This is a genomic window from uncultured Aquabacterium sp. (assembly GCF_913773725.1).
GTDB lineage: Bacteria > Pseudomonadota > Gammaproteobacteria > Burkholderiales > Burkholderiaceae_C > Aquabacterium.
Genome location: NZ_CAJYGK010000156.1, coordinates 38,850 through 64,263, shown reverse-complemented (window position 1 = coordinate 64,263; position 25,414 = coordinate 38,850). Strand labels below are relative to the sequence as shown.

The window sequence follows — 25,414 nt, the reverse complement described above, 5'->3', positions numbered from 1 at the left end:
GTGCTCAGACCAGGCCCTGCTTGCTGGCCAGCACGGCCGCTTCTGCACGGCTCGACACGTTCAACTTCTTGTAGATCGACTTGATGTGGTCGTTGACGGTGAACCATTTGATGCCCATGAGCGAGGCGATCTCCTTGATCGTGAAGCCCTTGCTCAGGTACGTCAGCACCTCGCTCTCGCGGGGCGTGAGCCGCTCATGGTCGAGGGTGTTGGCTGCGCCGGCCGTCGTCGCGTGGGCCGTCGGTGCGCCCGGCTCTGCTGCGTGCACGGCGCCAGCGTGCTGACTTCCCGCAGGGGTCACGCCTTCGGTCCGGAAGTGGTTCAGCAACCGCCGCGCGATGGCCGGGGACAGGGGCGGTTGCCCCCGAACGATCTTCTGCAGCTCTTCGACCAGCACCTCGAAACGGTCTTCCTTGAGCAGGTAGCCGTCTGCACCGCACTGCAGCGCCGGAAACAGGTGTTCGTCGTCGGAGTACAGCGTGGTGACAATGCGCGTGGCGGGATACCCCCCCAGTTCGGTCAGCAACTCCAGGCCGCTGCCATCCGGCAACTCCAGGTCCACCAGGATCAGCTGAAACGGCTCTGCGCCGGGCTGGGCCCGTCCGCCGGGAGCATGGCCCAGCAGACGGCGCGCGGCGTCCAGGTCACTGACCTCGGTGATGCTGCCTACATCGCTGAAACTTTCACGCACGACACGGCACAGAAAGCCGCGCGCCACCGGGTTGTCTTCGAGTATCAGAACCTTGACGGCCATGGAGTTCCTTCCGAGCCCGCGCGGGCGCCGCATGGGCTGGGTTGGTGGGCCCCGGCTGAACTGCGTCCCGGGGTCTCGCCCGGGTGGACGAGTTGACAGGTGTACAAGTCGGTAACTTTACATGCAAGCGCCCCTGCCGCGGCCAGGGGGCTCACCGAATCGAGGGGGCCGGCTGCCGCACGACGTTGCGCTCCTACAATCACCGGATGCGAATTCTCATTGCCAACGATGACGGTTACCTGGCGCCCGGCATCGCTGCCCTTGTCGAAGCCTGCCAGGGACTGGGAACGGTCGATGTGTTCGCGCCGGAGCGCAATGCCAGCGGCACCTCCAACGCGCTGACCCTGCACCAGCCGCTCAGCCTGCACACCGCGGCCAACGGCTTTCGCTATGTCACTGGCACGCCGTCGGACAGCGTGCACCTGGCCCTGACGGCCGGGCTCATTCCCAAGCCGGATCTGGTGCTGTCCGGCATCAACAACGGCGCCAACATGGGTGACGACACGCTGTACTCCGGCACCGTGGCCGCGGCCACCGAGGGCTATCTGTTCGGTGTACCGGCCATCGCTTTTTCGCAGGTGGTCAAGGGCTGGCATGCGCTGGATGCCGCGGCCCGCACGGCCCGCCGCATCATCGAGCACGTGCTGGCCCATCCGCCGTCCGAGTCGCCCTGGCTGCTCAACGTGAACATCCCCAACCGCGAGGACGCCGACGCGCTGCCCTGGGCCATCACGCGCCTGGGGCGGCGTCACGCCAGCTTTCCGGCGGTGCCCCAGACCAACCCGCGTGGCGACCTGTTCTACTGGATCGGCCCCGCCGGTGAAGCGCGCGAAGAGGGCGAAGGCACCGATTTCCACGCCGTGCGCCATGGACAGGTCTCGATCACGCCTTTGAAGGTCGACATGACGGATCACCAGCGACTGCCCGCCTGGCAGGGCTGGGCTGGCACCCGATGAGCCGCGGGCAGTCTGATCCCAAGCCGCGGCGGTTTCCGCTGCAGCTGGATCAGGTCGCGTCGGCACGGCCAGCAGCCCCCCGGGCTGCCGCGCCGGCAGGGCCTCGGGACCTCCTTCGCCCCCAGGCGCCGCTGGCCCAGGCAGAGCAGGACCGCCGCCGCCTCAGTGCGCCGGGTGGCCTTGGGCTGGACTCGGTGCGCGTGAGAGCGCGCATGGTGGAGCGCTTGAAGGCCGACGGCCTGTCCGATGGGCGGGTGCTGGGTGCCTTCGGTACCGTGCCGCGCCATCTTTTTGTCGACACGGCCCTGGTCAACCAGGCCTACGAAGACACCAGCCTGCCCATCGGGCTGGGGCAGACGATTTCCAAGCCCTCGGTGGTGGGGGCCATGCTCCAGCTGCTGTGCGAGCGGCCCGGCCTGGCCGCAGACCGCCAGTCGCCGGCGCCGCTGGGTGCCTGCCTCGAGATCGGCACGGGCTGCGGTTACCAGGCGGCGCTGCTCGGGCTGCTGGCGCGACGGGTGGTGTCCATCGAGCGGGTGCGCGAACTGCACCTGAAGGCGCGCCATCACCTCGATGCCGTTCGTGCGTCTCTGCCTCCCCGGTTCGATGTCCGGCTGGTGTTCGGCGACGGCATGCTGGGTCATGCCCCTGGCGGGCCCTATGACACCATCATTGCTGCCGCAGGGGGACAAGCCGTGCCGCAGCCCTGGCTGGACCAGCTGGCGCCAGGCGGTCGGCTGGTCGCGCCCGTCGACGATGGCCGCCCGGGACAGCAGGTGCTGACCATCATCGACCGGCTGCCCGACGGCACGCTGCAGACCCACCGCGCGGGGGCCGTTCTGTTCGTGCCTCTAAAATCCGGCACCACATGATGTTTCGTGGCCCGGCGCGTTGTCGGGGCACCATAGCGTCCCATGCACATGATTTTTACTTTCAGGATGGCCGCCTCGGCGGCAGCCTTGCTCGTTCTGGCCGGCTGTGCCTCCACGAGCCACAAGGCCCCCGTTGAAGAGCGCTCCCGGCCTGTGGCCTCGGGAGGCGCCCCCGCGCCCGCGCCCGCGCCAGCCAAACCCCTGCCAGGGGCCGAGAACGCCGGCAAGCCCGGCTACTACACGGTCAAACCCGGCGACACCCTCATCCGGATCAGCCTCGAATCCGGCCAGAACTGGCGCGACCTGGCAGCCTGGAACAACCTCGAGAACCCCAACTTGATCGAAGTGGGGCAGGTGCTGCGGGTTGTTTCCCCTTCGGTGGACCCGGCTGCCTCCTCGGCCGTGGTGTCGGCCAAGCCGCTCACCCCGCCGTCCCGGATCGAAGCCCGTCCCCTGGACAGCAAGACGGCCACGCCGGGCACCCAGGCCAAGCCGGCTTCGGGGGCCGCTGCCGCTGTGGCGGGGGCAGCAGCGTCGGGCGCCGCGTCTGGCACGGCGTCGGCGCCCGCGGCAGACCCGGCCAAGGACAAGCCCGCACCGGCCACCCCTGCCTCCGATGAGCCCACCTGGACCTGGCCCGCTGCGGGCCCGCTGCTGGGCGGCTTCGAGGAAGGCAAGCGCAAAGGCCTGGCCATCGGCGGCAAGGCCGGCGACCCCGTGTTCGCGGCGGCAGACGGTCGCGTCGTCTACGCCGGCTCCGGCCTGCGTGGCTACGGCAACCTCGTCATCGTCAAGCACACCGGGGACTACCTCACGGCATACGCCCACAACCAGACACTGCTGGTCAAGGAAGACCAGACCGTGCGCCGGGGCCAGAAAATCGCAGAGATGGGGTCGACCGATTCCGATCGCGTCAACCTGCACTTCGAGATCCGCAAGCAGGGCAAGCCCATCGACCCGGCCCGTCAGCTGCCGAGCCGCTGAGCGCAAGCGGACGCCGGTCGGGCAGGGCGCCGGGCCGGTCACTCCTGAGACAATATCGGGATGAGTGCCTCTCCCGATATCCCCGTTTCCGAGTCGCCGGCCGCTGTCGAGCCGGCGATCAGCCTGCCGCCTCCGCCCCCCGGGCAGGAGTGGCTCACCGTCGAGTCCCTGGACCTGGACGCCCAGGGTGTGGCGCACCGCGCCGATGGCAAGGTCGTGTTCATTGAAGACGCCCTGCCTGGCGAGGTGGTGCGCGTCAACGTCACCCGTCGCAAGAACAACTGGGAACAGGCCACGCTGGCCGAGATCCGCCGCGAAAGTCCGCTGCGTGTCACGCCCAAGTGCACCTTCTTCGGCCTGTGCGGTGGCTGCAAGATGCAGCACTTCCACGCCAGCGCGCAGGTGGCTGTCAAGCAGCGCGTGCTCGAGGACAACCTCTGGCATCTGGGCAAGGTCAAGCCTGAAACCCTGCTGCGGCCCATCGAGGGACCTTCCTGGGGCTATCGATTCCGCGCTCGCCTGTCGGTGCGCTACGTGGCCAAGAAGAACACGGTGCTGGTCGGCTTCCACGAGCGCAAGTCGCGCTACGTGGCCGACATGACGAGCTGCGAGGTGCTGCCGCCGCATGTCAGCCGCCTGCTCATGCCGCTGCGCGAGCTGATCGGCGCCATGGACGGGCGTGATCGCTTGCCGCAGATCGAGGTGGCCGTGGGCTCCCGCGTGACCGTGCTGGTGCTGCGTCACCTCGAGCCGTTGAGCGCCGCGGATGTGCAGCGCCTGAAGGACTTCGCGGCCACGCACAGCCCCGCCGAGGGCGGTCAGGCGGCCATTTCGTGGTGGCTGCAGCCCAAGGGCCCGGACACCGTGCACCCGCTGGACGAGACCGCACCCACGCTGGACTACACGCTGCCCGAGTTCGGCATCACCATGCCGTTCAAGCCCACCGATTTCACACAGGTCAACCACGCGATCAACCAGGTGCTGGTCGGGCGTGCGCTGCGCCTGCTGGCGGTGCGGCCCGATGAACGCGTGATCGACTGGTTCTGCGGCCTGGGCAACTTCACCCTGCCGCTGGCCACTCAGGCGCGTGAGGTGCTGGGCATCGAGGGCAGCGAAACCCTGGTGGCCCGTTCGCGCGACAACGCCGTCGCCAACGGCGTGGCAGCGCGCACGAGCTTTGTGGCCCGCAACCTGTTCGAGATCACGCCGCAGGAGCTGGCCGGCTACGGCCATGCCACCCGCTGGCTGGTCGACCCGCCGCGCGAAGGCGCTTTTGCCCTGGCCAAGGCCCTGGCCGACCTGCATCAGTACCCCTCGCTGGTGCCGGGCTGGCAGCGCCCGCAGCGCATCGTCTACGTCAGCTGCAACCCCGCCACCCTGGCGCGGGATGCGGGCTTGCTGGTGCACCAGGCCGGTTACCGTTGCACGGCAGCGGGGGCGGTCAACATGTTCCCGCACACGGCGCACGTCGAGAGCATGGCGGTGTTCGAGCGGGCCGATTGAGCCCGCGGCACGCCCCGGACCCGTGCGAAGGCCCATACTGCATGGCGGGTCTTCACATCTGGTAACGCGGCCTTCTGTCAGCGGCCTCACCGCCTCCCGCGTTGTTCCAGACATGTCTGTTGCCGGAGATCGCGTGTCCCTCAACGAGTTCACCGCCCTTGCCTGGTGCCGCGCGCGGGCCTGGACCCTGACGGCGGCCTTGTGCATGCTCGGGGCAACCACGGGCCTGCCTTCGGCAGCGCACGCGGCCACCCTGGAGGGCCAGCGCTTCGATGACACCGTGGTGCTGGCCGACCGCACCCTGCGTCTCAACGGCCTGGGCCTGCGTGGTGTCGCGTGGGTCAAGGCCTTCGTCGCCGGCCTGTACCTCAGCGCACCCACGCGCGATGCCGCGCAGGCCCTGGCCATGCCAGGCCCCAAGCGCATCCGCCTCAAGGTGATGCTGGACGCCCCCAGCAAGGAGCTCACCCGGTCCCTGACCAAGCGCATACGCAAGTACGAGCCGGCCGAGGTGCAGCAGCGCCTGGGTGGGCGGCTCGACCAGTTGGCCGCCCTGCTGGACGGCATCGGCGACCTGAAGGTGGGCGACACGCTCGACCTGGACTACCTGCCCGGGCGCGGCGTACAACTGCAGCACAACAGCCGCCCGGTGGGCCAGGCCGTGCCCGGAGAGGACCTCTACCGTGCCGTGCTGAAGATTTTTGTGGGCGACAACCCGGTCGACCCGCGCATGAAGCAGGGGATGATGCGTGGCGGTGCCTGAACCCCGGACGGTGTCGCCCGCGGCGGACCCGCACCTCGATCGCTTCATCGACGCCCTGTGGCTGGAGGACGGGCTCAGTCCGAACACGCTGGGAGCCTACCGCCGTGACCTTCAGGCACTGGCCGACTGGCTGGTGCAGCAACACACCGGCCGCACGCTGGTGCAGGCCACCGAAATCGATCTGTTGGGCTACACCTCGGCGCGGCACAGCGCCACCAAGCCGTCGTCTGCGGGGCGGCGTCTCAGCGTGTTCCGTCGCTTCTATCGCTGGGCCGTGCGCGACGGTCACACGACGCAGGATCCGACCCTCCGCATGGACGCCCCGCGACAGCACATGCGCGTCCCGGGTACCCTGACCGAGGCCCAGGTCGAGGCGTTGCTCAACGCGCCCGACGTGCACGAAAGCCTGGGCCTGCGCGACCGCGCGATGCTCGAGCTGATGTACGCCAGCGGGCTGCGCGTCAGCGAACTCGTCGACCTCAAATCCGTGCACGTGGGGCTCAATGAAGGCGTGTTGCGCATCACGGGCAAGGGCAGCAAGGAGCGGCTCGTGCCGTTCGGTGGCGAGGCGGGCGACTGGCTGCGTCGCTACCTCGCTGAGGCCCGCGGCGTGATTCTGTCAGGCCAGGTCAGCGATGCGCTGTTTGTCACCGCACGGGGCGGCCCCATGACGCGCCAGATGTTCTGGAAGCTGATCAAGAAGTACGTGCTTCTGGCCGGCATCACGCAGCCGTTGTCGCCGCACACCCTGCGGCATGCGTTCGCCACCCATCTGTTGAACCACGGTGCGGACCTGCGCGTGGTGCAGATGCTGCTGGGCCACGCCGACATTTCGACCACACAGGTTTACACCCACGTGGCGCGGGAGCGCCTGCGCCAGTTGCACAGCCAGCATCACCCGCGCGGCTGATCCTCGGCGTTGCCCTCCTGCGGCGGGGTCCAGGTGTCCCAGTCGGGCCCGAACAGCTCTGACGGGTGCGGCGTGCGATCCGAGCCGTTGCCGCAGGCCATCGAGGCGGCAGGGCAGTACTTGTCGCAGCCCCAGCAGACGCGCTCGGGATGGGCGGGAAGAAGGGGAAAGCGTTTGCGCACGGCCCAGTGTCCTGCTGGCGCGGGCTGCATGGTTTTGATGCGCGTCAGGCCGCGGCGGGGCCACGGAAGGGCCATCGTCCGGTTGCACCGCATGCCGGAGGCGGCGGCGCTCAATCCACACCCAGCAGAAACGCCAGTTCGTCCTCGGTGAAACCGGCCGCCTTGCGGGCCGCTTCGTTGAAGGGCGGGCGCAGGCGGGGCGCTTCGTAGCGGCGCACCAGCTCCGGATACAGGGCGACGGCATCCAGTCCCCGCTCGCGACAGAGGGCGTGGAACCACCGGTTGCCGATGGCCACATGCCCGACTTCGTCACGCAGGATGATGTCGAGGATGCGGACCGCCTCCAGATCCCCGGCGCGGGTGAGCTTGTCCTGAATCAGCGGGGTGGCGTCCAGGCCGCGTGCCTCCAGCGTGCGGGGCACCAGTGCCATGCGGGCCAGGATGTCATCGCGCGTCTTCTCGCACATGGACCAGAGACCGTCGTGGGCGTCGAAATCGCCGTAGTCGTAGCCCAGAGACTGCAGATGCGTTCGCAGCAGGCCGAAGTGCAGCGCCTCTTCGGACGCCACACGCAGCCAGTCCAGATAGAACGCCGCCGGCATGCCGGCGAAACGCCAGCATGCGTCGAGCGCCAGGTTGATCGCGTTGAACTCGATGTGGCAGATGGCGTGCAGCAGGGCGGCGCGGCCTTCCAGCGTGAAGGGGGATCGGGACGGCACCTGTTTGGCCGGCACCAGGGCCGGGCGAGCAGGGCGCCCGGGCATGGCCGCTTCCTGCTCGGGGGACAGCGCCAAGGCGACCGCGCACGCGGCGGCGCTCAAGCCTGCTGGCGCCGCGTCCTGGCGCGGGGTCGCCTCTTCCTGTGCACCGCGCTGCACTGCATCGCCCCCCAGGCGCTCGTACAGCGCACGCGCGGCCTTGGCCTTGGCGGCTGGATCGGGGGTCAACAGAATGGCAAGGGCTTCTTCACGCGCAGACATCCGCGTATTGTGCCCATCGCCGTCGCTCACTCTGCCCAGGTCACCCAGCCGAAGTGGGCCGTCACGAGGATCACGATGCCGAAGGCGATGCGGTACCAGGCGAAGGGGTTGAAGTTGTGGCTGGACACGTAGCGGATCAGCCAGCGCACGCACACCCAGGCCGACAGGAAGGCAAACACCAGTCCGGTGGCGAACAGCGGCAGGTCGTCCATGGACAGCAGGTGGCGCTCCTTGTAGAGGCTGTAGGCCCCGGCCCCCATCAGCGTGGGGATGCCCAGGAAGAAGCTGTAATCCGTGGCCGCCTTGCGCGACAGGCCCAGCATCATCCCGCCGATGATCGAGGCGCCCGAGCGGCTGGTTCCCGGCACGAGGGCCAGGCACTGCACCAGCCCCACTTTCAGCGCGTCGGCCACGGTCAGGTCGTCCACCGTCTGCACGCGCGGTGCCGGGCGGCTGAGGGCCAGGCGCTCAGCCAGCAGGATGATCAGCCCGCCGGCAATGAAGGTGACCGCCACCACCGTGGGGGTGAACAGGTGGGCCTTGATGGCCTTGCCGAACAGCAGCCCCAGGATGATGGCCGGCACGAAGCCGATCAGCACATTCAACGCGAACCGCTGCGCCTGGGGCTCGCTGGTGATGCCTGTGATGGTGTCGCGCACGCGCTGCCAGTACACCAGCACCACGGCAAAGATGGCGCCGGTTTGGATCGCGATGTCGAAGACCTTGGCCTTGTCGGCGCCTGCGCTGTGCCCGAAATCGAGCAGCGAGCCCGCCAGGATCAGGTGGCCGGTGCTGGAAATGGGCAAGAACTCGGTCAGCCCTTCGACGATGCCCATCAGGGCGGCTTTGACAAACAGGATGAGGTCCACGGTGGGTGCCAGTTCGGTGACGCAAGGTGAGGGAGCTCTGCCCATGTTAGGCGAGGCCGGTGGTGCAGTAGTCGACCCTTCCCCAGGGACAGGGGGGCTTGTCTACACTGCGCCACATCCAGGCAGACTCATCCGCACGAGGTTGGTTCACATGAGCGAAGACTACAAGGTCAAGAAGTCGGACGCCGAGTGGCGCGCCCAGCTCGCCCCGCTCGACTACGAGGTCACGCGCCGGGCCGCCACCGAGCGCGCCTTCACCGGGCGTTACTGGGATCACTTCGAGGCGGGGCAGTACAAATGCGTCTGCTGCGGCGTGACGCTGTTCGACTCGGACACCAAGTTCGATGCCGGCTGTGGCTGGCCCAGCTACTGGCAGCCGACCGAACAGGCCCGCGTCGAGCGCGTGATGGACACGAGCCACGGCATGGTGCGCGTCGAGGTGCGATGCCAGAACTGCGGCGCCCACCTGGGCCATGTGTTCGACGATGGCCCGGCCCCCACGGGCGAGCGCTTCTGCATCAACTCGGCCGCGCTAGACTTCGAGCCGCGCCCGACCTGAGCGCAGTCCACAGGCCCCTGGCCTTCCGCCTTCATGAAGATCCTGTTCGACCTGTTGCCCATCATCCTGTTCTTCATCGCCTTCAAGTGGGGGGAGGGGCACAGGGATGTGGCAGCCCAATGGATGACCCAGTACCTGGGCTTCGCCGTCTCCGGCGGGGTGGTCGGGCCGACGGAGGCGCCCACGCTGCTGGCCACCGTGGTGGTGATCGCCGTGACGCTGTTGCAGGTGGTGGTGCTCAAGGCGCTGCGCAAGCCGGTGGACCGCATGCTGTGGGCCGGGCTGGGCATCGTCGTGGTGCTGGGAGGCCTGACCCTGTGGTTCCACGACGAGACCTTCATCAAATGGAAGCCCACGGCGATCTACTGGCTCATGGGGGCCGGCCTCTTCATCACCGAGGTGGTACTGGGCAAGAAGATGCTCAATCAGATGATGGGGGGGCAGATCCAGGTGCCGGATGCCGTGTGGCGCCAGCTCGGTTGGGCCTGGGTGGCCTTCTTCACCGGCATGGGCGTGCTCAACCTGTACGTCGCTTTCAGTTTCCCGACCGACACCTGGGTGAGCTTCAAGCTGTGGGGCAGCCTGGGCCTGACGCTGGTGTTCACCCTGCTGCAGGGGCTGTACCTGAGCCGCCACATGCCGGCCGAGGCAGACGCGGCGGCGGACAAACGCCCATCCTGAACCGCTTCCGAGGAGGCTTTGCATGAACGCCCACAATGCGGTCACCGTGACCGCCGGACAGATCGAAGACGCCCTGCGTCAGGCCTTGCAACCCGAGGCGCTCGTCGTCACGGACGACTCGGCTCAGCACGCCGGCCATGCCGGTTCCAGCGGGGCGCTGAGCGGTACCCATTTCACGGTGCAGGTAAAGGCTCGTTGCTTCAACGGACTGTCTCACGTTCAGCGTCATCGCCTTGTGTATGATGCCCTGCGCAATCTGATTGCCCAGGGGGTTCATGCCCTGGCCATCAAGGCCGAGCCCGTCTGAATTCCATTCAAGAAAGCTTTCCGCTCCTATGAAGACCTCTCGTATCGCCAAGGCTGCCGCGCTGGCTGCTACGCTCACGCTGGCCGCTCCGCTGGCGTTCGCGCAAAACATCGCCATCGTCAATGGCAAGGCCGTGCCCAAAGCGCGTGCCGAGGCCATGATCGAACAGATCCTGAAGCAACAGCAGCAGCCCGGCCAGCCGCCGCAGGCCCGCACCCCCGAGCTGGAGCAGAAGGTCAAGGACGAAGTCGTGCTGCGCGAGATCTTCATCCAGGAAGCCGAACGCCGTGGCCTGCAGGCGTCTGCCGACTACAAGGCCCAGATGGAACTGGCCCGTCAGTCCATCCTGATCCGCGCCCTGTTCCAGGACTTCGAGAAGAAGAACCAGCCCGACGAAGCCGAAGCCAAGGCCGAGTACGACAAGATCAAGGCGGCCAACGGTTCGCAGGAATACCGTGCTCGCCACATCCTGGTCGAGAAGGAAGACGAGGCCAAAGCCCTGATTGCACAGCTCAAGGCCGGCGCCAAGTTCGAAGACCTGGCCAAGAAGAACTCGAAGGATCCGGGCTCGGCCGAGAACGGCGGTGACCTGGATTGGGCGAACCCTGGCAACTACGTGCCCGAGTTCTCCGAAGCCATGGTCAAGCTGCAGAAGGGCCAGGTCACCGACGCGCCCGTGAAGTCGCAGTTCGGCTACCACATCATCAAGCTGGAAGATGTGCGTGCAGCCCAGTTCCCGTCGTTCGACGAAGTGAAGGGGCAGCTGATGCAGCGCCAGGCCCAGGCGAAGCTGGCCAAGTTCCGCGACGACCTGCGCAGCAAGGCCAAGACCGACTACAAGTTCAGCGAGTGATCCGCTCGGCCTGAAAAAGAAAACGCCCCGTGAGGGGCGTTTTTCATTGGAGGCGCGCTTCAGGCCCGCTTGCGGAAGACCAGGTCCCACACCCCGTGGCCCAGGCGCAGGCCGCGGTTCTCGAACTTCGTCAGCGGGCGGTAGGCCGGCTTCTCGGCGTAGCCTTGTGCGGTGTTTTCCAGGGCAGGCTCGGCCGACAGCACCTCCAGCATCTGCTGGGCATAGGGTTCCCAGTCGGTGGCGCAATGCAGGTAGCCGCCGGGCGCCAGATGCTGCACCAGCTTGGCCACGAACGGCGGCTGGATCAGGCGGCGCTTGTGATGGCGCTTCTTGTGCCACGGATCGGGGAAGAAGATGTGGACGCCAGCCAGTGAGCCGGGGCGGACCATGTGTTCCAGCACCTCGACCGCGTCGTGCTGGACGATGCGCAGGTTGGTCAGGCCGCGTTCGCCGATCTGCTTGAGCAGGGCGCCCACGCCAGGCTCGTGCACCTCACAGCCGATGAAATCGGTGTCGGGCAGCGTCTGGGCGATCTTGGCCGTGGCGTCGCCCATGCCGAAGCCGATCTCGAACACCACCGGGGCCGTGCGGCCGAACGTGGCTGCCAGATCCAGCGCTTGCTGCGCGAAGGGCAGCACGAAGCGCGGGCCCAGTTCGCTCAAGGCGCGGGCCTGGCCCTCCGTGGTGCGGCCGGCCCGCATTACGTAGCTGCGGATGGTGCGGGGGTGTTCGGGGCGGTCACCGCTCGCCTCGACGGCGGGCTGGGCCTCGTCGGCAGAGGCGGGCAGGGTGGGGTCACTGGAAGACATGCGCGTTCGCTACAGGCGTCGGACGAAAGGACGAGAGTGTGCCTCAAAGCGTGCCGGCGCTGCGCTAGAATGCGCAGCACTGCGGGTGTAGTTCAATGGTAGAACGCCAGCTTCCCAAGCTTGATACGTGGGTTCGATTCCCATCACCCGCTCCAGAATCGACAACGGCGACCCTCGGGTCGCCGTTCTGCTTTTCGCGGGGTGTGTCAGCCCCGGTTCACCGATCCAGCCCGCCCAGGCACACGTACTTGGTCTCCAGGTAGTCATCCAGCCCCTGGCGCGCCCCTTCACGCCCAAGCCCTGACTGCTTGACCCCGCCAAACGGCACCTCGCAGGTCGAAATCAACCCGGTGTTGACGCCCACCATGCCGTACTCCAGCGCTTCGCTGACGCGGAAGATGCGGCCCACGTCGCGGCTGTAGAAGTAGCTCGCCAGCCCGAACTCGGTGTCGTTGGCCAGGTGAATCGCCTCGGCCTCGGTCTCGAAGCGGAAGACCGGCGCCACCGGCCCGAAGATCTCCTCACGCGCCATGCGCATGCTCGCATCCACGTCGGCCAGCACCGTGGGCTGGTAGAACGCGCCGCCCGCCACGCTGGCCCGCGCCCCGCCGGTCAGCACGCGTGCGCCTTTGGCCAGCGCGTCGCCCATCAGCGTTTCGACCTTGTTCATCGCTTCGGCGTCGATCAGCGGGCCTTGCACCACACCCGGCTCGAAGCCGTTGCCCACCTTCATCTCGGCCACCCGCGCGGCCAGCTTCTCCACAAACGTCTCGTAGATGCCGGCCTGGGCGTACAGCCGGTTCGCGCACACGCAGGTCTGCCCAGCGTTGCGGTACTTGCTCACCAGCGCGCCTTCCACGGCGGCGTCCAGGTCGGCGTCATCGAACACGATGAAGGGCGCATTGCCGCCCAGCTCCAGCGACAGCTTCTTCACGGTGGGCGCGCACTGCTGCATCAGGATGCGGCCCACCTCGGTGGAGCCCGTGAACGACAGGTGGCGCACCGTGTCACTCGCGCACAGCACCTTGCCGACTTCGATCGACTGCCGGGCGTCGGCCGTGACCACGTTCAGCACCCCGGCCGGCATGCCCGCGCGCAGGGCCAGCTCGGCCACCGCCAGCGCCGACAAGGGGGTGGCCTCGGCCGGCTTGATCACCACCGGGCACCCGGCGGCCAGGGCCGGGGCCACCTTGCGCGTGATCATCGCAATCGGGAAGTTCCACGGCGTGATGGCCGCGCACACGCCCACGGGCTGGCGCACCACCAGATAGCGCTTGGTCGGGTCGGTGGTCGGGATGGTCTCGCCGTAGGCGCGGCGGGCCTCTTCGGCAAACCACTCGATGAACGAGGCGCCGTAGCCCACCTCGCCGCGTGATTCGGCAAGGGGCTTGCCCTGCTCGGCGGTCATGATGCGGGCCAGGTCGTCGGCGTGCTGGTGCAGCAGGTGGAACCACTTCATCAGGATGGCGCCGCGGGCCTTGGCCGTCAGCGCCCGCCAGGTCGGCCACGCGGCGTTGGCTGCCGCCACGGCGCCTTCGGTGTCCGATGCCCCCAGGTTGGCGACCTCGGCCAGCAGGGCGCCTGTGGCCGGGTCGTGCACGGCGAAGCGGCTGGAGCTGTCCACCCACTGGCCGTTGACGAGGGCCTGGGTCTTCAACAGCGTCGGGTCTTGCAGCGAGGCCAGGGGCGAGGCGATGGCATCCATGGTGTGGCTCCGTGACAGGTCTTGATGGCGGGCCATCATAGGGGGCGGCCCGAAATCTATAATCAGGGGCTTCGCTGAGCCCTGCCCGCGAGGTGGATTGCTGTTGCACGCCGCCCCCTGGCGCCCAGCCCTAAGAGAAAGACCCCGGATGAAAGCCGCCCAGATCCGTTCGACCTTCCTGAAGTACTTCGAGTCCAAAGGCCACACCATCGTCGCGTCCAGCCCCGTGGTGCCCGGTGACGACCCGACCCTGCTGTTCACGAACGCGGGCATGAACCAGTTCAAGGACGTGTTCCTGGGCTTTGACAAGCGCCCGTACACGCGTGCCACCACGTCGCAGAAGTGCATCCGCGCCGGCGGCAAGCACAACGACCTGGACAACGTCGGCTACACCGCGCGGCACCACACCTTCTTCGAGATGCTGGGCAACTTCTCGTTCGGCGACTATTTCAAGAAGGACGCCATCAGCTACGCCTGGGAACTGCTGACCGAGCACTTCAAGCTCCCGAAGGACAAGCTCTGGGTCACCGTTTATCAGGAAGACGACGAGGCCTACGAGATCTGGAACAAGGTGGTGGGCGTGCCCGCCGAGCGCATCGTGCGCATCGGCGACAACAAGGGCGGCCGCTACATGTCCGACAACTTCTGGATGATGGGCGACACCGGCCCCTGTGGCCCGTGCACCGAGATCTTCTACGACCACGGTCCCGAGATCGCCGGCGGCCCCCCGGGCAGCCCCGATGAAGACGGCGACCGCTACATCGAGATCTGGAACAACGTCTTCATGCAGTTCAACCGCACCGAAGACGGCGTGATGCACCCGCTGCCCAAGCCCTCGGTGGACACCGGCATGGGCCTGGAGCGCATCGCCACGGTGCTGCAGGGCAAGCACAGCAACTACGAGATCGACCTGTTCCAGAACCTGCTGGCCGCAGCCCGCGAGGCCGTGTCGGCGTCGGGCGGCGAGGGCTTCGACCCGAACAGCCCGTCACTCAAGGTGATCGCCGACCACATCCGCGCCTGCTCGTTCACGGTGGCCGACGGCGTCATCCCCAGCAACGAAGGCCGGGGCTACGTGCTGCGCCGCATCACCCGTCGCGCCATCCGCCACGGCTACAAGCTGGGCGCCCGCACCCCGTTCTTCCACAAGCTGGTCGCGGCCCTGGTGGCCGAGATGGGCGAGGCCTATCCTGAGCTGCGCGCCAATGAAAAGCGCATCACCGAGGTCCTGAAGACCGAGGAAGAGCGCTTCTTCCAGACCATTGCCAACGGCATGGAGATCCTGGAAGGCGCCCTGGCCACGGGTGCCAAGGTCATCGATGGCGAGACCGCCTTCAAGCTGCACGACACCTACGGCTTTCCGGTCGACCTGACCGCCGACGTCTGCCGGGAGCGCGACGTCACCGTCGACCAGGCCGGCTTCGATGCCGCCATGGCCCGCCAGCGCGAGCAGGCCCGTGCGGCCGGCAAGTTCAAGATGGCCGCCGGGCTGGAGTACACCGGCGCCGCCACCACCTTCCACGGCTACGACCACCTGGCCTGCGAAGCCGCCACCGTCACCGCCATCTACGTCGACGGTGCGTCGGTGCAGCAGGCCAACGCCGGTGACGACGCCGTGATCGTGCTGGATCACACCCCGTTCTACGCCGAATCGGGCGGCCAGTGCGGCGACAGCGGCGACATGCGCAACGCCACCAGCCGCTTCGTGGTGGAAGACACGCTCAAGATCCAGGCTGACGTGTTCGGTCACCATGGCCGCGTGGTCGAAGGCGCCGTCAAGGTGGGTGACACCCTGAACGCCAAGGTCGACGCCGAACTGCGCGCCAAGACCGTGCGCAACCACAGCGCCACCCACCTGATGCACAAGGCCCTGCGCGAGGTGCTGGGCGAGCACGTGCAGCAGAAGGGCTCGCAGGTCACCCCGGACCGCACCCGCTTCGACTTCTCGCACGGCCAGCCGCTGACCGACGAAGAAATCCGCGAGATCGAAGCCCTGGTCAACGCCGAGATCCTGGCCAACGCCGACGCGCAGGCCCAGGTCATGGCGCTGGAAGACGCCCAGAAGAGCGGTGCCATGATGCTGTTCGGCGAGAAGTACGGCGAAACCGTGCGCGTGCTGAGCATCGGCTCCTCGAAAGAGCTGTGCGGTGGTACCCACGTCAAGCGCACGGGTGACATCGGTCTGTTCAAGATCGTGGCCGAAGGCGGTGTGGCCGCCGGCGTGCGCCGCGTCGAGGCCATCACGGGCGACAACGCGCTGGCCTACACCCAGAACCTGGAAAGCACCGTCAATGGACTGGCCGCGCTGCTGAAGGCCACCCCGCACGACGTGCCGGCCCGCGTGGCCGCCGCGCAGGACCAGATCCGCGCGCTGGAAAAGGAAATCGCCGCCCTCAAGGGCAAGCTGGCGTCCGCCCAGGGTGACGAACTGGTGGCCCAGGCCGTCGACGTCAAGGGCGTGAAGGTGCTGGCTGCGCGCCTGGAAGGTGCCGATGCCGCCACGCTGCGCAACACCATGGACCAGCTCAAGAACAAGCTGAAGACGGCCGCCATCGTGCTGGCCGCCGTGGACGGCGCCAAGGTGCAGCTGGCCGCTGGCGTGACGGCCGACACGACGGCCAAGGTCAAGGCGGGTGAGCTGGTCAACTTCGTCGCCCAGCAGGTGGGCGGCAAGGGCGGCGGCAAGCCCGACATGGCCATGGCCGGCGGCACCGACGCCGCGGCGCTGCCCCAGGCCCTGGCCGGCGTGCAGGCCTGGGTCGCCGAGCGGCTGTGATCTCGGGCTGCGTTGGCGGCCTCTTGCATGGAAAGCGCCCTCCGGGGCGCTTTTTTCATGGCGAATCGGCTTTGACGCGGCCCGGGATCGGGAATTTGTCAGCCAGGAATCCTTCCAGTCGCGCAACATCCTGTCGGGATCGGCATCGGTTTTCTAAAGTGGGAATCAAAATGAACCCCTCCTGAGGCAGATCTCCATGAGCACCGATACCATCAAAGCCACCGCCAAGCACCCCATCGTGCCGCGACTGAAGCTGCAGTTCGGTCTGGATGGCGACATTCCGAAGTACTGGATGGGCGGCGACCCGTTCCAATCCCGCTTCTGGGACGCGCTGTCCATCATCTTCCCGCCGGGCGAGAAGTACTTCATGAACTGCGTGCGCGATTTCCGCGACCAGATCAACGATCCCAAGCTTCTGCAGGAAATCAAGGATTTCAACCTGCAGGAAGCCCAGCACAGCATGGTGCACCGCCAGGACAATGACCGCCTGCGCAAGCAGGGCGTCGATGTCGACAAGCTGACGGCCTTCGTCGACAACATGCTGAACAAGGACTACCGCAGCAAGTACAGCAAGGGCTACAACCTGGCGGTTACCTCGGCGCTGGAGCACTTCACGTCCATCATCGCCCACAGCCTGTTCGACAAGCGCGACATCATGAAGCACGCCGATCACCGGGTGCGGGCCATGTACAACTGGCACGCCATCGAAGAGGTGGAGCACAAGGGCGTGGCCTATGACGTGATGGAAGACTACGCCAAGGTGGGCTACTTCAAGCGCGTGGCGGCCCTCGTGCATGCCACCGTGATGTTCCCCGTCACGATTCACCGGGTGCAGCATGCGCTGCTGAAGCACGACGGTTTCACCGGCTGGCAGCGGCTGAAGCTGTCGGCCAAGGGCATCGTGTGGATGTTCAAGCCGGGCGGCCTGCTGCAGCCCATGGCCAAGGCCTACTGGCAGTACTACAAGCCGGGCTACCACCCCTGGCAGGAAACCGAGCAGCCGGGCTACGAGCAGTGGCTGGCGGCGTTCAACGCCAGCGGTGACCCGGTCAAGGCCAGCGAAGAAACGCGCATGGCACTGGCACTCTGATCACGACCATCCTTTCTCGACTCCTAAGAGATTCAGGGCCCCTCGGGGCCCTTTTTTTCGTCTGCTCGGCACCCCGGGAAACCCCTGATGGCTGGGTGTCGCAGCCGAAACCTTGCTGTCACGCTTCATCCTTCTGGGTAGAAGGGGTGTTCCGAAGAATGACGGCATTGCATCACAACACAACAAAGAGGCAAGCCATGACCACCAAGTACCCCGCCCTGCACCCCATCGTGCCGCGCGAGCGTCTCGACTTCAACCTCGACGACAAGGACATTCCGAAGTACTGGTTCGAGGGAGATCCTTTCAAGACCCGACTGTTCGACGCCATGTCGATCATCTTTCCCCCAGGCGAGAAATTCTTCATGACCTGCGTGCGTGACTTCCGTGACCGCATCCGGGATCCGCAGTTGCTCGACGAGATCAAGGGCTTCAACCGCCAGGAAGCCCAGCACAGCATGGTGCACAACCAGTACAACGAACGCCTGCGTCAGCAGGGCATCGATGTCGATCGCCTCACGAAGTGGCTGGACGACCTGCTCTTTGTCCACTATCGCGGGCACCGCAGCCGCGAGTACACGTTGGCCATCACGTGTGCGCTGGAGCACTTCACGTCGATCGGCGCGCACACGCTGTTCGACAAGCGCGACATCATGAAGAAGGCGGATCCGCGCGTCCGGGCCATGTATGCCTGGCATGCGATTGAAGAGGTCGAGCACAAGGGGGTGGCGTATGACGTCATGATCGACCATGCCAAGGTGGGCTACTTCAAACGCATCGGAGCCATGCTGCACACCAGCGTGATGTTTCCCTTCACCATCCACTACTTCTGCCATCAAATGCTGAAGATGGACGGCTTCTCGTGGTGGGAGCGCCGCAAGATGCAGATGAAGGGCATGTGGTGGTTGCTCAAGCCGTCGGGCCTGCTGGCCCCGCTGATCAAGCACTACTTCCCTTACTACCGAGTGAACTTCCATCCATGGCAGGAAACGGAGCAGCCCGGCTACGAGCAGTGGCTGGCTGCCTTCAGCGTCAACCGTGACCCGGTCGAAGCGAGCGAACTGATGCGCGCTGCCCTGGTGCGCTGACGGATTCCGCCGCGCGCGCTGCCTGAACTGGTTAGACTTCGGCACACTCATTGGGAGTGTGCCGATTTCGTTTATGCGTATTCCACTTCCGCCCGCCATGCTGGAGGCGCTGGGCATCAAGCCCATCCCGCTGTTCATGCTGTCCAGCTGGATCAAGGCCGCCGCCAAGTGCGGTTTCAACGTGCAGCCCTTGTTCAAAGAGGCGGGGATCACCATCGACCTCATCCGCCTCGAAGAGGCCAGGGTGTCGCCGCTGCAGATGGTGTCCGTGCTGGAACAGTGCGTGGCCATGTCTCCGGACCATTACTTTCCGCTGGTGCTGGGGGACACCTTTGCCTTCGAATCGTTGCCTGAATTCGAGACGCTGCTGACCACCAGCCCCACGCTGCGCGACGCGCTCAATGCGGCCAAGATGGCCCGCAAGGTGGTGCTGCCCTGGATCACCATCGAACTGGAGGAGAAGGGCGATGAGGCCAAGGTCGTCATCGGCTTCGATGTGCCGGTGCCGAACCTGACCAGCTTCGGCCTGCCCTTGCACCTGGTGTCTCACGCGATCATGGCGTGTGTGCGCAAGTTCGGGCGCAACCTGGTGGGCCACGAGGACAACTTCCGCGCGGTGCACTTCCAGATCGCCGAAGACGCCACGCCGTATGCCGAGCAGATGCGCCGCTTCTTCCCGGAGGGCATGGTCCGTTTCGGGCAGAAGGAGGACGCGCTGATCTTCGATCGCGCGGCGCTCGACGTGCCGTTGGAGGGGGCGTTTCCTGCCCTGCACGAGCAGGCACAGCGACTGGCCGAGCAGCGCCTGGGCAAGGAGGCCCGGCGCCAGGGGGTGGCCGCCGAGGTGGAAGAGCTCATTGCCCGCGAGCCCGCCTTGCTGGCGCTGGGGGTCGAGGACATGGCGGATCGCCTCAACCTGCATCCCCGCACCCTGCAGCGGCGCCTGAAAGACGAGAACGACAGCTACCTGGGGGTGCAGGCTCGGATGCGCCATCGCCTGGCGTGCGACTGGCTCAAGCGGGGCGAGCTCTCCATCGACGACATCAGTGCGCGTCTGGGGTTCTCGGATCGACGTGCCTTCACCGCCGCCTTCAAGCGCTGGGAAGGCTGTACACCCAGTGCATGGCGGGAGCGCCAACTGTGATTTCCGGTCTCCGAATCTTGTAACGGATGTAGTCGGAAGGGCCCCTGGGGGGGCCTTGTTTTTGCGCCTTTTGTACCGCACCAAGGGAAACCACGCGGTACCATTTGGCTCTTTCAGGCCACTGGGATGGGGGGAGTGACGCTTATTCATCCCATTTGGCGTCCAACATTCCTTGGCGGCCACCGGGGTGGGGCCTAAATTCAGACACATGCGATGTCCGTCTAACGCGATTTGTAACGGCATCAAATTGGGAAAGATGGGTTGTCAGATGTATCACCCGTCCTTACTGTGTAGTCGACCTGAACAGGACCGCCATGCAAGCCTCGCAAGCCACACGCCCCACCACGTCGTCCGTTCCTCTGCCTGCCCTGGGTAGCTGGCGCCAGGCCGCATCCGTGTGCGGGTTTCACGTCGAGCAGGCGCTGAGCGAGGCCGGCATCGGCCTCAATGACAAGACGCAGGCGCAACTGCGGGTGACCCCCGAGGCCCTGCTCAAGGCCTTTTCCCAGTGCGTGGAGCGGGCCAAGGGGCGGCATTTCCCCTTTGTGCTCGGGGACTGCTTTGTCTTCGAGCACTACGCCGAGTTCGATGCCTTCATCGCGTCCTGCTCGACGGTGCGCGACATCCTCGAGCTGGCCGGCTGGGCGCGCGAACTGGTTGCGCCGTGGATGGAGTTGCGCCTGGACGAGTTCAACGCCGAAGCCCATCTGCGGGTCGAAATGACGGTCCCGCACGCCGACAGCGCCAAGCTCGCCTCGGTACGTGAGGTGGTACTGGCCGCGATCTACCAGCTCATCACCCGCGCCACGCGGGAGCCGCAATGGCTGCTGTCGGTGCGCGTGTCCGGGCCGAAGCCGGATTACGCACAGGAGTTCAACGACCATTTCCGGGTCCCGGTGTTCTTCGACGAAGGCATGGACGCGCTCGTCATGGATCGGCGCTGGCTGGACGCCCCCTTGCGCACGCCGGTGCCGCAGGTGCTGACCCGAGCGCGCCAGATGATCGAGCGCCGCCTGAACCAGGAAGGCGGGTCGCGCCGCGTGTCGGATGAGGTCCGCTGGGCGCTGGAGCGCCGCCCCGAGCTCCTGCGCGAAGGGCTGGACGCCACCGCCGGGGCCCTGGGCCTGCACCCCAGAACCCTGCAGCGTCGTCTGCAGGCCGAGGGCGTCAAGTACGTGGACATCCAGTCCGAGGCGAAGCTGCACCGTGCTCGCGTGATGCTCAAGCGTCGCGCCATCAGCATGGAGTCCATCAGCACCGAGCTGGGATTCTCCGACCGTCGCGCCTTCACCTTCGCATTCAAGCGCTGGACCGGACTGTCGCCCAGCGCCTACCGCAATCAACTCAATGCGGTGGGCGTGGCCCGCTGAGACGCGTCGCGGCCGGGAGCCTGATAGAGTCCCGGCTCATGTCAGATCGCAATGAGCTTCAAGGCCGGCACATCGTGCTGGGCCTGACCGGCGGCATCGCCTGCTACAAGTCCGCCGAACTGGTGCGGCTGCTCACCAAGGCCGGCGCCACCGTCCAGGTCATCATGACCGAGGCGGCCGAGGCCTTCATCACCCCGGTGACGATGCAGGCCTTGTCGGGGCGACTGGTGTACACCAGCCAGTGGGATGCCCGGGCGGCGAACAACATGCCGCACATCAACCTCGGGCGGGAGGCCGACGCCATCCTGATCGCGCCGGCCAGTGCCGATTTCCTCGCCAAGCTGGCCACGGGCCGCGCCGACGAGTTGCTGAGCCTGACCTGCCTGGCCCGTCCCCGGGAGAGCGCGGCGCTGCTGGTTGCGCCGGCCATGAACCGCGAGATGTGGTCCCATCCGGCCACCCAACGCAACATCGCCACCCTGCAGGCCGACGGTACCGTCGTGCTGGGCCCTGGTTGCGGCGATCAGGCCTGCGGCGAGACCGGAGACGGTCGCATGCTCGAGCCCGAAGCCTTGCGCGACGCGCTCGTGGCCCATTTCCAGCCCAAGGTGCTGACAGGGCGTACTGTGCTTGTCACGGCGGGGCCCACGTTCGAGCCCATCGATCCCGTTCGGGGCATCACCAACCATTCGAGCGGCAAGATGGGCTTTGCCATTGCCCGCGCCGCGCAGGAAGCCGGTGCCGACGTCACGCTGGTGGCCGGCCCCGTTCACCTGCCCACTCCGGCCGGTGTGCGCCGCATCGATGTGATGACCGCGCAGCAGATGTACGACGTGGTGTTGCCAGCTGCGGCCGTGCACGAGGTGTTCATCGCCACCGCGGCTGTGGCCGACTGGCGGCCGGCCTCTCAGAGTGATCAGAAGATCAAGAAGGAAGGCAAGAAGGTGGCCCCCACGTTCGAGCTGACCGAGAACCCAGACATCCTGGCGGCCGTGGCGGCCTTGCCGCGGCCACCTTACTGCGTCGGTTTTGCCGCCGAGAGCGAACACCTGCTGATGCACGCGCAGGCCAAGCTGCAGCGCAAGCGCATCCCGCTCATCATTGGCAACCTGGGGCCGGCCACGTTCGGCCGCGACGACAACAGCTTGCTGGTGGTCGATGCCCAATCCCACCATCCCCTGCCCGCGGACGGCAGCCAGGCTGACAAGCTCAGCCTCGCGCGCCTGCTGATGCAGGAACTGGCCGACCGCCTTGCACGACTTCCCGCCTGACCTTTCACATGACCACCGTCGACGTTCGTCTCCTGGATCCCCGCATGGCCGATGCCATGCCGGCCTATGCCACGCCGGGCAGTGCCGGGCTGGATCTGCGCGCCTGTCTGGACCAGCCGCTGGTGCTGGCCCCCGGGCAGGCCGAGCTCATTCCTACCGGTCTGTCCATCCACCTGGGGGACCCAGGGCTGGCTGCGATGATCCTGCCGCGCTCGGGGTTGGGGCACAAGCACGGCATCGTGCTGGGCAACCTGGTCGGGCTCATCGACTCCGACTACCAGGGCCCCTTGATGGTCAGCTGCTGGAACCGCGGCCCGGCCGCTTTCACCGTCCAGCCCATGGAGCGCATCGCCCAGCTGGTGATCGTGCCAGTGGTGCAGGCCACCTTCCGACAGGTGGAGAGCTTCGACCAGGCCTCTGCGCGGGGCGAGGGCGGCTTCGGCTCCACCGGGCGCGGCTGAGGCGCCCTGCGCCGTTCAGTGCAGGGTTTCGCCCGGCGGCGCAGACGGCGGCGCCAGGCTGAAAGGCGATGCCGAAACCGAACCCTGTTCGATCTCCTCCTCGGTGGCGGTGCGCACGTCGTGCACCTTCAGCGACAGGCGCAGCGCCAGACCCGCCAGCGGGTGGTTGCCATCGAGCACGACATGGCTGTCATACACCTCGGTGACGGTGTAGATCGCCTCTTTGGGCAGATCCGGCGTCGTGGCCCCGTCCGGCGGGCCGTCGAACTGCATGCCTTCCGACACGCCGTCCACGAAGATGTCGCGTGACTCGAAGAAGACGAGGTCCGCGTTGTAATCACCGAAGGCGTGCTCGGGCTCGAGGAACAGGTGGGCCTCGAAGCCCTCGCTCTGGCCCATCAGGGTCTCTTCGACCTTGGCGAGCAGGTCCTCGCCGCCGACCAGAAACTCCATCGGTTCCTGCAACTCATCAATCAACTGGCCCTGGGCGTCCTCGAGACGCCACCACAGGCTCACCACGCACGGAGAAGAAATGATCATGGCGCGATCATCTCACGGCATGCGGAATTGAGCGCGCTCAGCTGTCCGGCACCCGGCTCGACGCACAATCGCGGCATGTCTCGACAAACCGCTCCCCGCCGCAATGCTGCGGCTGCCCCGACCACCCCGATTGCCGCGGTGGCTCCGTCTCTGGTGGCGCCGGCCATCGACATTGACGCGCCCACTCCGCTGCTAGGTGGCATCAGCCCGCAGGTCTTCATGCGGCGCTACTGGCAGAAGAAGCCGTTGCTCATCCGGCAGGCCATGCCCGGTGTGCAGCCGCCGCTGGACCGTGCGGCACTGTTCGCCCTCGCCGCAGAGGAAGAGGTCGAGTCCCGGCTCATCGTGCAGTCACTGCCCTCGGGCGATTCGGGTGCGCCAGCAGGCAAGCAGCCGGCCCGGCGCCGTGCCGAGCCCGACCCGGGCTGGCGGTTGGCGCATGGGCCGTTTTCGCGCCGTCAGTTGCCGGCCCTGACGCAGCCCGGCTGGACCCTGCTGGTACAGGGCCTGGACATGCACGTGCCGGCCGCAGAAGCGATGCTCCAGCAATTCCGCTTCGTGCCGGATGCCCGGTTGGACGACCTGATGATCTCGTTTGCCACCGAGCAGGGCGGTGTCGGCCCCCATTTCGACTCGTACGACGTGTTTCTGCTGCAGGTGCACGGCCGTCGCCGCTGGCGGATCGGGCCGCTGAAGGATGCGGCGTTGCAACCCGATGTGCCGTTGAAGATACTCACGAACTTCGAGCCCGAGGAGGAGTGGGTGCTCGAGCCCGGCGACATGCTGTACCTGCCGCCTCGCTGGGCGCATGACGGGATCGCGGAAGGTGGAGAGTGCATGACGTGCTCGATCGGGTTCCGCGTGCCGGAGGCGACCGAACTGGCCCGTGAGGTGCTGGTGCGCTGGGTGGAAGGCCTGGATGCTCCGGAGACGCCCCGGCTCTACAAGGATCCGAACCAGCCGGCGACCACTCAGCCTGGTCAGGTGCCCGAAGCGCTGCAGGGCTTTGCGGCAGAGGCCGTGGCCCGCTTGCTGAAGGACCCGGAGGCGCTGAAGACCGCGCTCGGGGAAGTCCTGACCGAACCCAAGCCGCGCGTGTGGTTCCATGCCGGGGAGCCGTTGCCCGATGGGGTCGGCGTCCGGCTGGACGCGCGCACGCGCATGGTCTACGACGGCCGACGTGTCTTTGCAAACGGTGAGTCATGGCGTGCCGCGGGCAAGGATGCACGGCACCTCCAGCGACTGGCGGACCAGCGCTGGCTGGATGCGCGCACGGTCGCCCAGGCGAGCCCGGCGTTGCGCGAACTGCTGGACCAGTGGGCGGAGGATGGTTGGCTCCATCCGCATGCAGGCTGAACCGGACCAAGTCCGAGGGGAGACCCGCCATGAGCGAAGCCGTTTTGCCCGAGCCGTCGGAGGGCGGGACCCCGGAGACGGGGCGCATCGAAGGCTGGCGCGGCGCCGAGGATCGGTTCCGTGCCGCCATGGCATTGGCGGCCGCGCAGGCCCTTGATGTCTGGCTGGCCGATGCCCATTTCGCTCACTGGCCCCTGGGGGAGCGGGCTGTGATGGAAACCTGGCATCAGTGGGCCCTGGCGGGTGGGCGGCGCCATGCGACGCTGCTGGCCGCGCGCTATGACGACTTGCCTGGCCGGCATCCGCGCTGGGTCGCGTGGCGCACCACCTGGGCGCACCGTGTCGCCTGCCGTGAAGCGCACGAGGGCCTGAAGGACGAGGTGCCCACCCTCGTGATCGTCGGCGATGTCCTGGCTGTGAAAGTGCTGGATCCTTTGCGCGGAACCGGTCTGTGGACACGCGATCCCGTCAGAATCGGCGAGTGGCGTGCCGAACTTGACGTAATTTTGCAACGCTCGTCGGAGGCCCTGCCCCCTACCACCCTTGGGCTCTAGGGAAAGGTCGTAGAGACCCTATAATCCCAAGTTGAATGTGACGCAACGGCCGTTCCGTTGTGATGCATCCTTTGCCCTTG

Annotated in this window: 26 protein-coding genes and 1 tRNA gene; 20 read left to right on the top strand and 7 right to left on the bottom strand. The window is 66.8% G+C overall.

All coding sequences use genetic code 11. The features are described from left to right. Window positions 1-4: 4 nt before the first annotated feature. The gene (locus QZ709_RS18420; protein ID WP_294638940.1) at window positions 5-754 is read right to left on the bottom strand and encodes a response regulator transcription factor; all 750 of its coding nucleotides are present in this window, start codon (window positions 752-754) and stop codon (window positions 5-7) included. A 206-nt stretch (window positions 755-960) separates the two neighbouring features. Here QZ709_RS18420 and surE point away from each other — a divergent pair, with 206 nt between their 5' ends. From surE to xerD, 6 genes are all read left to right on the top strand, one after another. Continuing rightward, window positions 961-1,710 (top strand): 5'/3'-nucleotidase SurE, encoded by a 750-nt coding sequence (surE, locus tag QZ709_RS18415; RefSeq protein WP_294638939.1) that lies wholly within the window; start codon window positions 961-963, stop codon window positions 1,708-1,710. Next, window positions 1,707-2,582 carry a protein-L-isoaspartate O-methyltransferase gene (locus QZ709_RS18410; RefSeq protein WP_294638937.1) on the top strand — a complete coding sequence of 292 codons (876 nt, stop codon included), beginning with the start codon at window positions 1,707-1,709 and terminating at the stop codon, window positions 2,580-2,582. The genes surE and QZ709_RS18410 overlap by 4 nt, the downstream gene beginning before the upstream one ends. A gap of 42 nt (window positions 2,583-2,624) precedes the next feature. Continuing rightward, window positions 2,625-3,566 (top strand): peptidoglycan DD-metalloendopeptidase family protein, encoded by a 942-nt coding sequence (locus tag QZ709_RS18405; RefSeq protein ID WP_294638935.1) that lies wholly within the window; start codon window positions 2,625-2,627, stop codon window positions 3,564-3,566. A 60-nt stretch (window positions 3,567-3,626) separates the two neighbouring features. Further along, window positions 3,627-5,069 carry a 23S rRNA (uracil(1939)-C(5))-methyltransferase RlmD gene (gene rlmD, locus QZ709_RS18400; protein ID WP_294638934.1) on the top strand — a complete coding sequence of 481 codons (1,443 nt, stop codon included), beginning with the start codon at window positions 3,627-3,629 and terminating at the stop codon, window positions 5,067-5,069. A 112-nt stretch (window positions 5,070-5,181) separates the two neighbouring features. After that, window positions 5,182-5,832, top strand: coding sequence for a chalcone isomerase family protein (locus QZ709_RS18395; RefSeq protein ID WP_294638933.1), 651 nt, complete (start codon window positions 5,182-5,184; stop codon window positions 5,830-5,832). After that, window positions 5,825-6,742 carry a site-specific tyrosine recombinase XerD gene (xerD, locus tag QZ709_RS18390; RefSeq protein WP_294638932.1) on the top strand — a complete coding sequence of 306 codons (918 nt, stop codon included), beginning with the start codon at window positions 5,825-5,827 and terminating at the stop codon, window positions 6,740-6,742. The genes QZ709_RS18395 and xerD overlap by 8 nt, the downstream gene beginning before the upstream one ends. Here xerD and QZ709_RS18385 read toward each other — a convergent pair. The 3 genes from QZ709_RS18385 to QZ709_RS18375 all read right to left on the bottom strand — a co-directional run bounded on the left by QZ709_RS18385 (window position 6,727) and on the right by QZ709_RS18375 (window position 8,773). Further along, complete coding sequence (locus QZ709_RS18385; RefSeq protein WP_294638931.1) at window positions 6,727-6,924, bottom strand: DUF3079 domain-containing protein; 198 nt, start codon at window positions 6,922-6,924, stop codon at window positions 6,727-6,729. The genes xerD and QZ709_RS18385 overlap by 16 nt on opposite strands. A 110-nt stretch (window positions 6,925-7,034) precedes the next feature. Next, the gene (locus QZ709_RS18380) at window positions 7,035-7,904 is read right to left on the bottom strand and encodes a ferritin-like domain-containing protein (protein ID WP_294638930.1); all 870 of its coding nucleotides are present in this window, start codon (window positions 7,902-7,904) and stop codon (window positions 7,035-7,037) included. Between the two features lie 26 nt (window positions 7,905-7,930). Then, window positions 7,931-8,773, bottom strand: coding sequence for an undecaprenyl-diphosphate phosphatase (locus QZ709_RS18375; RefSeq protein ID WP_294639129.1), 843 nt, complete (start codon window positions 8,771-8,773; stop codon window positions 7,931-7,933). A 151-nt stretch (window positions 8,774-8,924) separates the two neighbouring features. Here QZ709_RS18375 and msrB point away from each other — a divergent pair, with 151 nt between their 5' ends. From msrB to QZ709_RS18355, 4 genes are read left to right on the top strand one after another with little or no spacing between them, the layout of a single operon-like run. After that, a complete protein-coding gene (gene msrB, locus QZ709_RS18370; RefSeq protein ID WP_294638929.1) occupies window positions 8,925-9,332 on the top strand; it encodes a peptide-methionine (R)-S-oxide reductase MsrB in 408 nt (135 codons plus the stop codon). A gap of 33 nt (window positions 9,333-9,365) precedes the next feature. Beyond that, a complete protein-coding gene (locus tag QZ709_RS18365; RefSeq protein ID WP_294638928.1) occupies window positions 9,366-10,013 on the top strand; it encodes a septation protein A in 648 nt (215 codons plus the stop codon). Between the two features lie 22 nt (window positions 10,014-10,035). Next, complete coding sequence (locus tag QZ709_RS18360; RefSeq protein WP_294638927.1) at window positions 10,036-10,320, top strand: BolA family transcriptional regulator; 285 nt, start codon at window positions 10,036-10,038, stop codon at window positions 10,318-10,320. Between the two features lie 28 nt (window positions 10,321-10,348). Beyond that, complete coding sequence (locus tag QZ709_RS18355) at window positions 10,349-11,173, top strand: peptidylprolyl isomerase (RefSeq protein ID WP_294638926.1); 825 nt, start codon at window positions 10,349-10,351, stop codon at window positions 11,171-11,173. Between the two features lie 59 nt (window positions 11,174-11,232). Here QZ709_RS18355 and trmB read toward each other — a convergent pair whose 3' ends face one another. Then, on the bottom strand, window positions 11,233-11,982 hold the full coding sequence (gene trmB, locus QZ709_RS18350) for a tRNA (guanosine(46)-N7)-methyltransferase TrmB (protein ID WP_294638925.1): 750 nt from the start codon (window positions 11,980-11,982) through the stop codon (window positions 11,233-11,235). Between the two features lie 81 nt (window positions 11,983-12,063). Here trmB and QZ709_RS18345 point away from each other — a divergent pair. Then, window positions 12,064-12,137 (top strand) — tRNA-Gly (locus QZ709_RS18345). Window positions 12,138-12,199: 62 nt separating this feature from the next. Here the strand turns inward: QZ709_RS18345 and QZ709_RS18340 are convergent. Beyond that, window positions 12,200-13,687 (bottom strand): NAD-dependent succinate-semialdehyde dehydrogenase, encoded by a 1,488-nt coding sequence (locus QZ709_RS18340; protein ID WP_294638924.1) that lies wholly within the window; start codon window positions 13,685-13,687, stop codon window positions 12,200-12,202. 148 nt (window positions 13,688-13,835) lie between these two features. Here QZ709_RS18340 and alaS point away from each other — a divergent pair, with 148 nt between their 5' ends. The 7 genes from alaS to dut all read left to right on the top strand — a co-directional run bounded on the left by alaS (window position 13,836) and on the right by dut (window position 22,884). Next, window positions 13,836-16,463 carry an alanine--tRNA ligase gene (gene alaS / locus QZ709_RS18335; protein WP_294638923.1) on the top strand — a complete coding sequence of 876 codons (2,628 nt, stop codon included), beginning with the start codon at window positions 13,836-13,838 and terminating at the stop codon, window positions 16,461-16,463. A gap of 196 nt (window positions 16,464-16,659) precedes the next feature. Beyond that, entirely contained in the window at window positions 16,660-17,553 is an 894-nt protein-coding gene (locus QZ709_RS18330; protein ID WP_294638921.1) for a metal-dependent hydrolase, read from the top strand. A gap of 197 nt (window positions 17,554-17,750) precedes the next feature. Continuing rightward, entirely contained in the window at window positions 17,751-18,638 is an 888-nt protein-coding gene (locus QZ709_RS18325; protein WP_294638920.1) for a metal-dependent hydrolase, read from the top strand. Window positions 18,639-18,711: 73 nt separating this feature from the next. Continuing rightward, complete coding sequence (locus tag QZ709_RS18320) at window positions 18,712-19,782, top strand: AraC family transcriptional regulator (protein WP_294638919.1); 1,071 nt, start codon at window positions 18,712-18,714, stop codon at window positions 19,780-19,782. Window positions 19,783-20,096: 314 nt separating this feature from the next. After that, complete coding sequence (locus tag QZ709_RS18315; RefSeq protein WP_294638917.1) at window positions 20,097-21,152, top strand: AraC family transcriptional regulator; 1,056 nt, start codon at window positions 20,097-20,099, stop codon at window positions 21,150-21,152. A gap of 38 nt (window positions 21,153-21,190) precedes the next feature. Further along, entirely contained in the window at window positions 21,191-22,423 is a 1,233-nt protein-coding gene (gene coaBC / locus QZ709_RS18310; protein WP_294638916.1) for a bifunctional phosphopantothenoylcysteine decarboxylase/phosphopantothenate--cysteine ligase CoaBC, read from the top strand. Between the two features lie 8 nt (window positions 22,424-22,431). Then, window positions 22,432-22,884 carry a dUTP diphosphatase gene (gene dut / locus QZ709_RS18305; RefSeq protein WP_294638915.1) on the top strand — a complete coding sequence of 151 codons (453 nt, stop codon included), beginning with the start codon at window positions 22,432-22,434 and terminating at the stop codon, window positions 22,882-22,884. Between the two features lie 15 nt (window positions 22,885-22,899). Here the strand turns inward: dut and QZ709_RS18300 are convergent, their stop codons facing one another. Further along, window positions 22,900-23,424 (bottom strand): peptidylprolyl isomerase, encoded by a 525-nt coding sequence (locus tag QZ709_RS18300; RefSeq protein ID WP_294638914.1) that lies wholly within the window; start codon window positions 23,422-23,424, stop codon window positions 22,900-22,902. Window positions 23,425-23,589: 165 nt separating this feature from the next. Between QZ709_RS18300 and QZ709_RS18295 the strand changes: the two genes are divergently transcribed. After that, window positions 23,590-24,780 carry a cupin domain-containing protein gene (locus QZ709_RS18295; RefSeq protein WP_294639127.1) on the top strand — a complete coding sequence of 397 codons (1,191 nt, stop codon included), beginning with the start codon at window positions 23,590-23,592 and terminating at the stop codon, window positions 24,778-24,780. 29 nt (window positions 24,781-24,809) lie between these two features. After that, complete coding sequence (locus QZ709_RS18290; protein WP_294638913.1) at window positions 24,810-25,334, top strand: hypothetical protein; 525 nt, start codon at window positions 24,810-24,812, stop codon at window positions 25,332-25,334. Window positions 25,335-25,414: the final 80 nt, after the last annotated feature.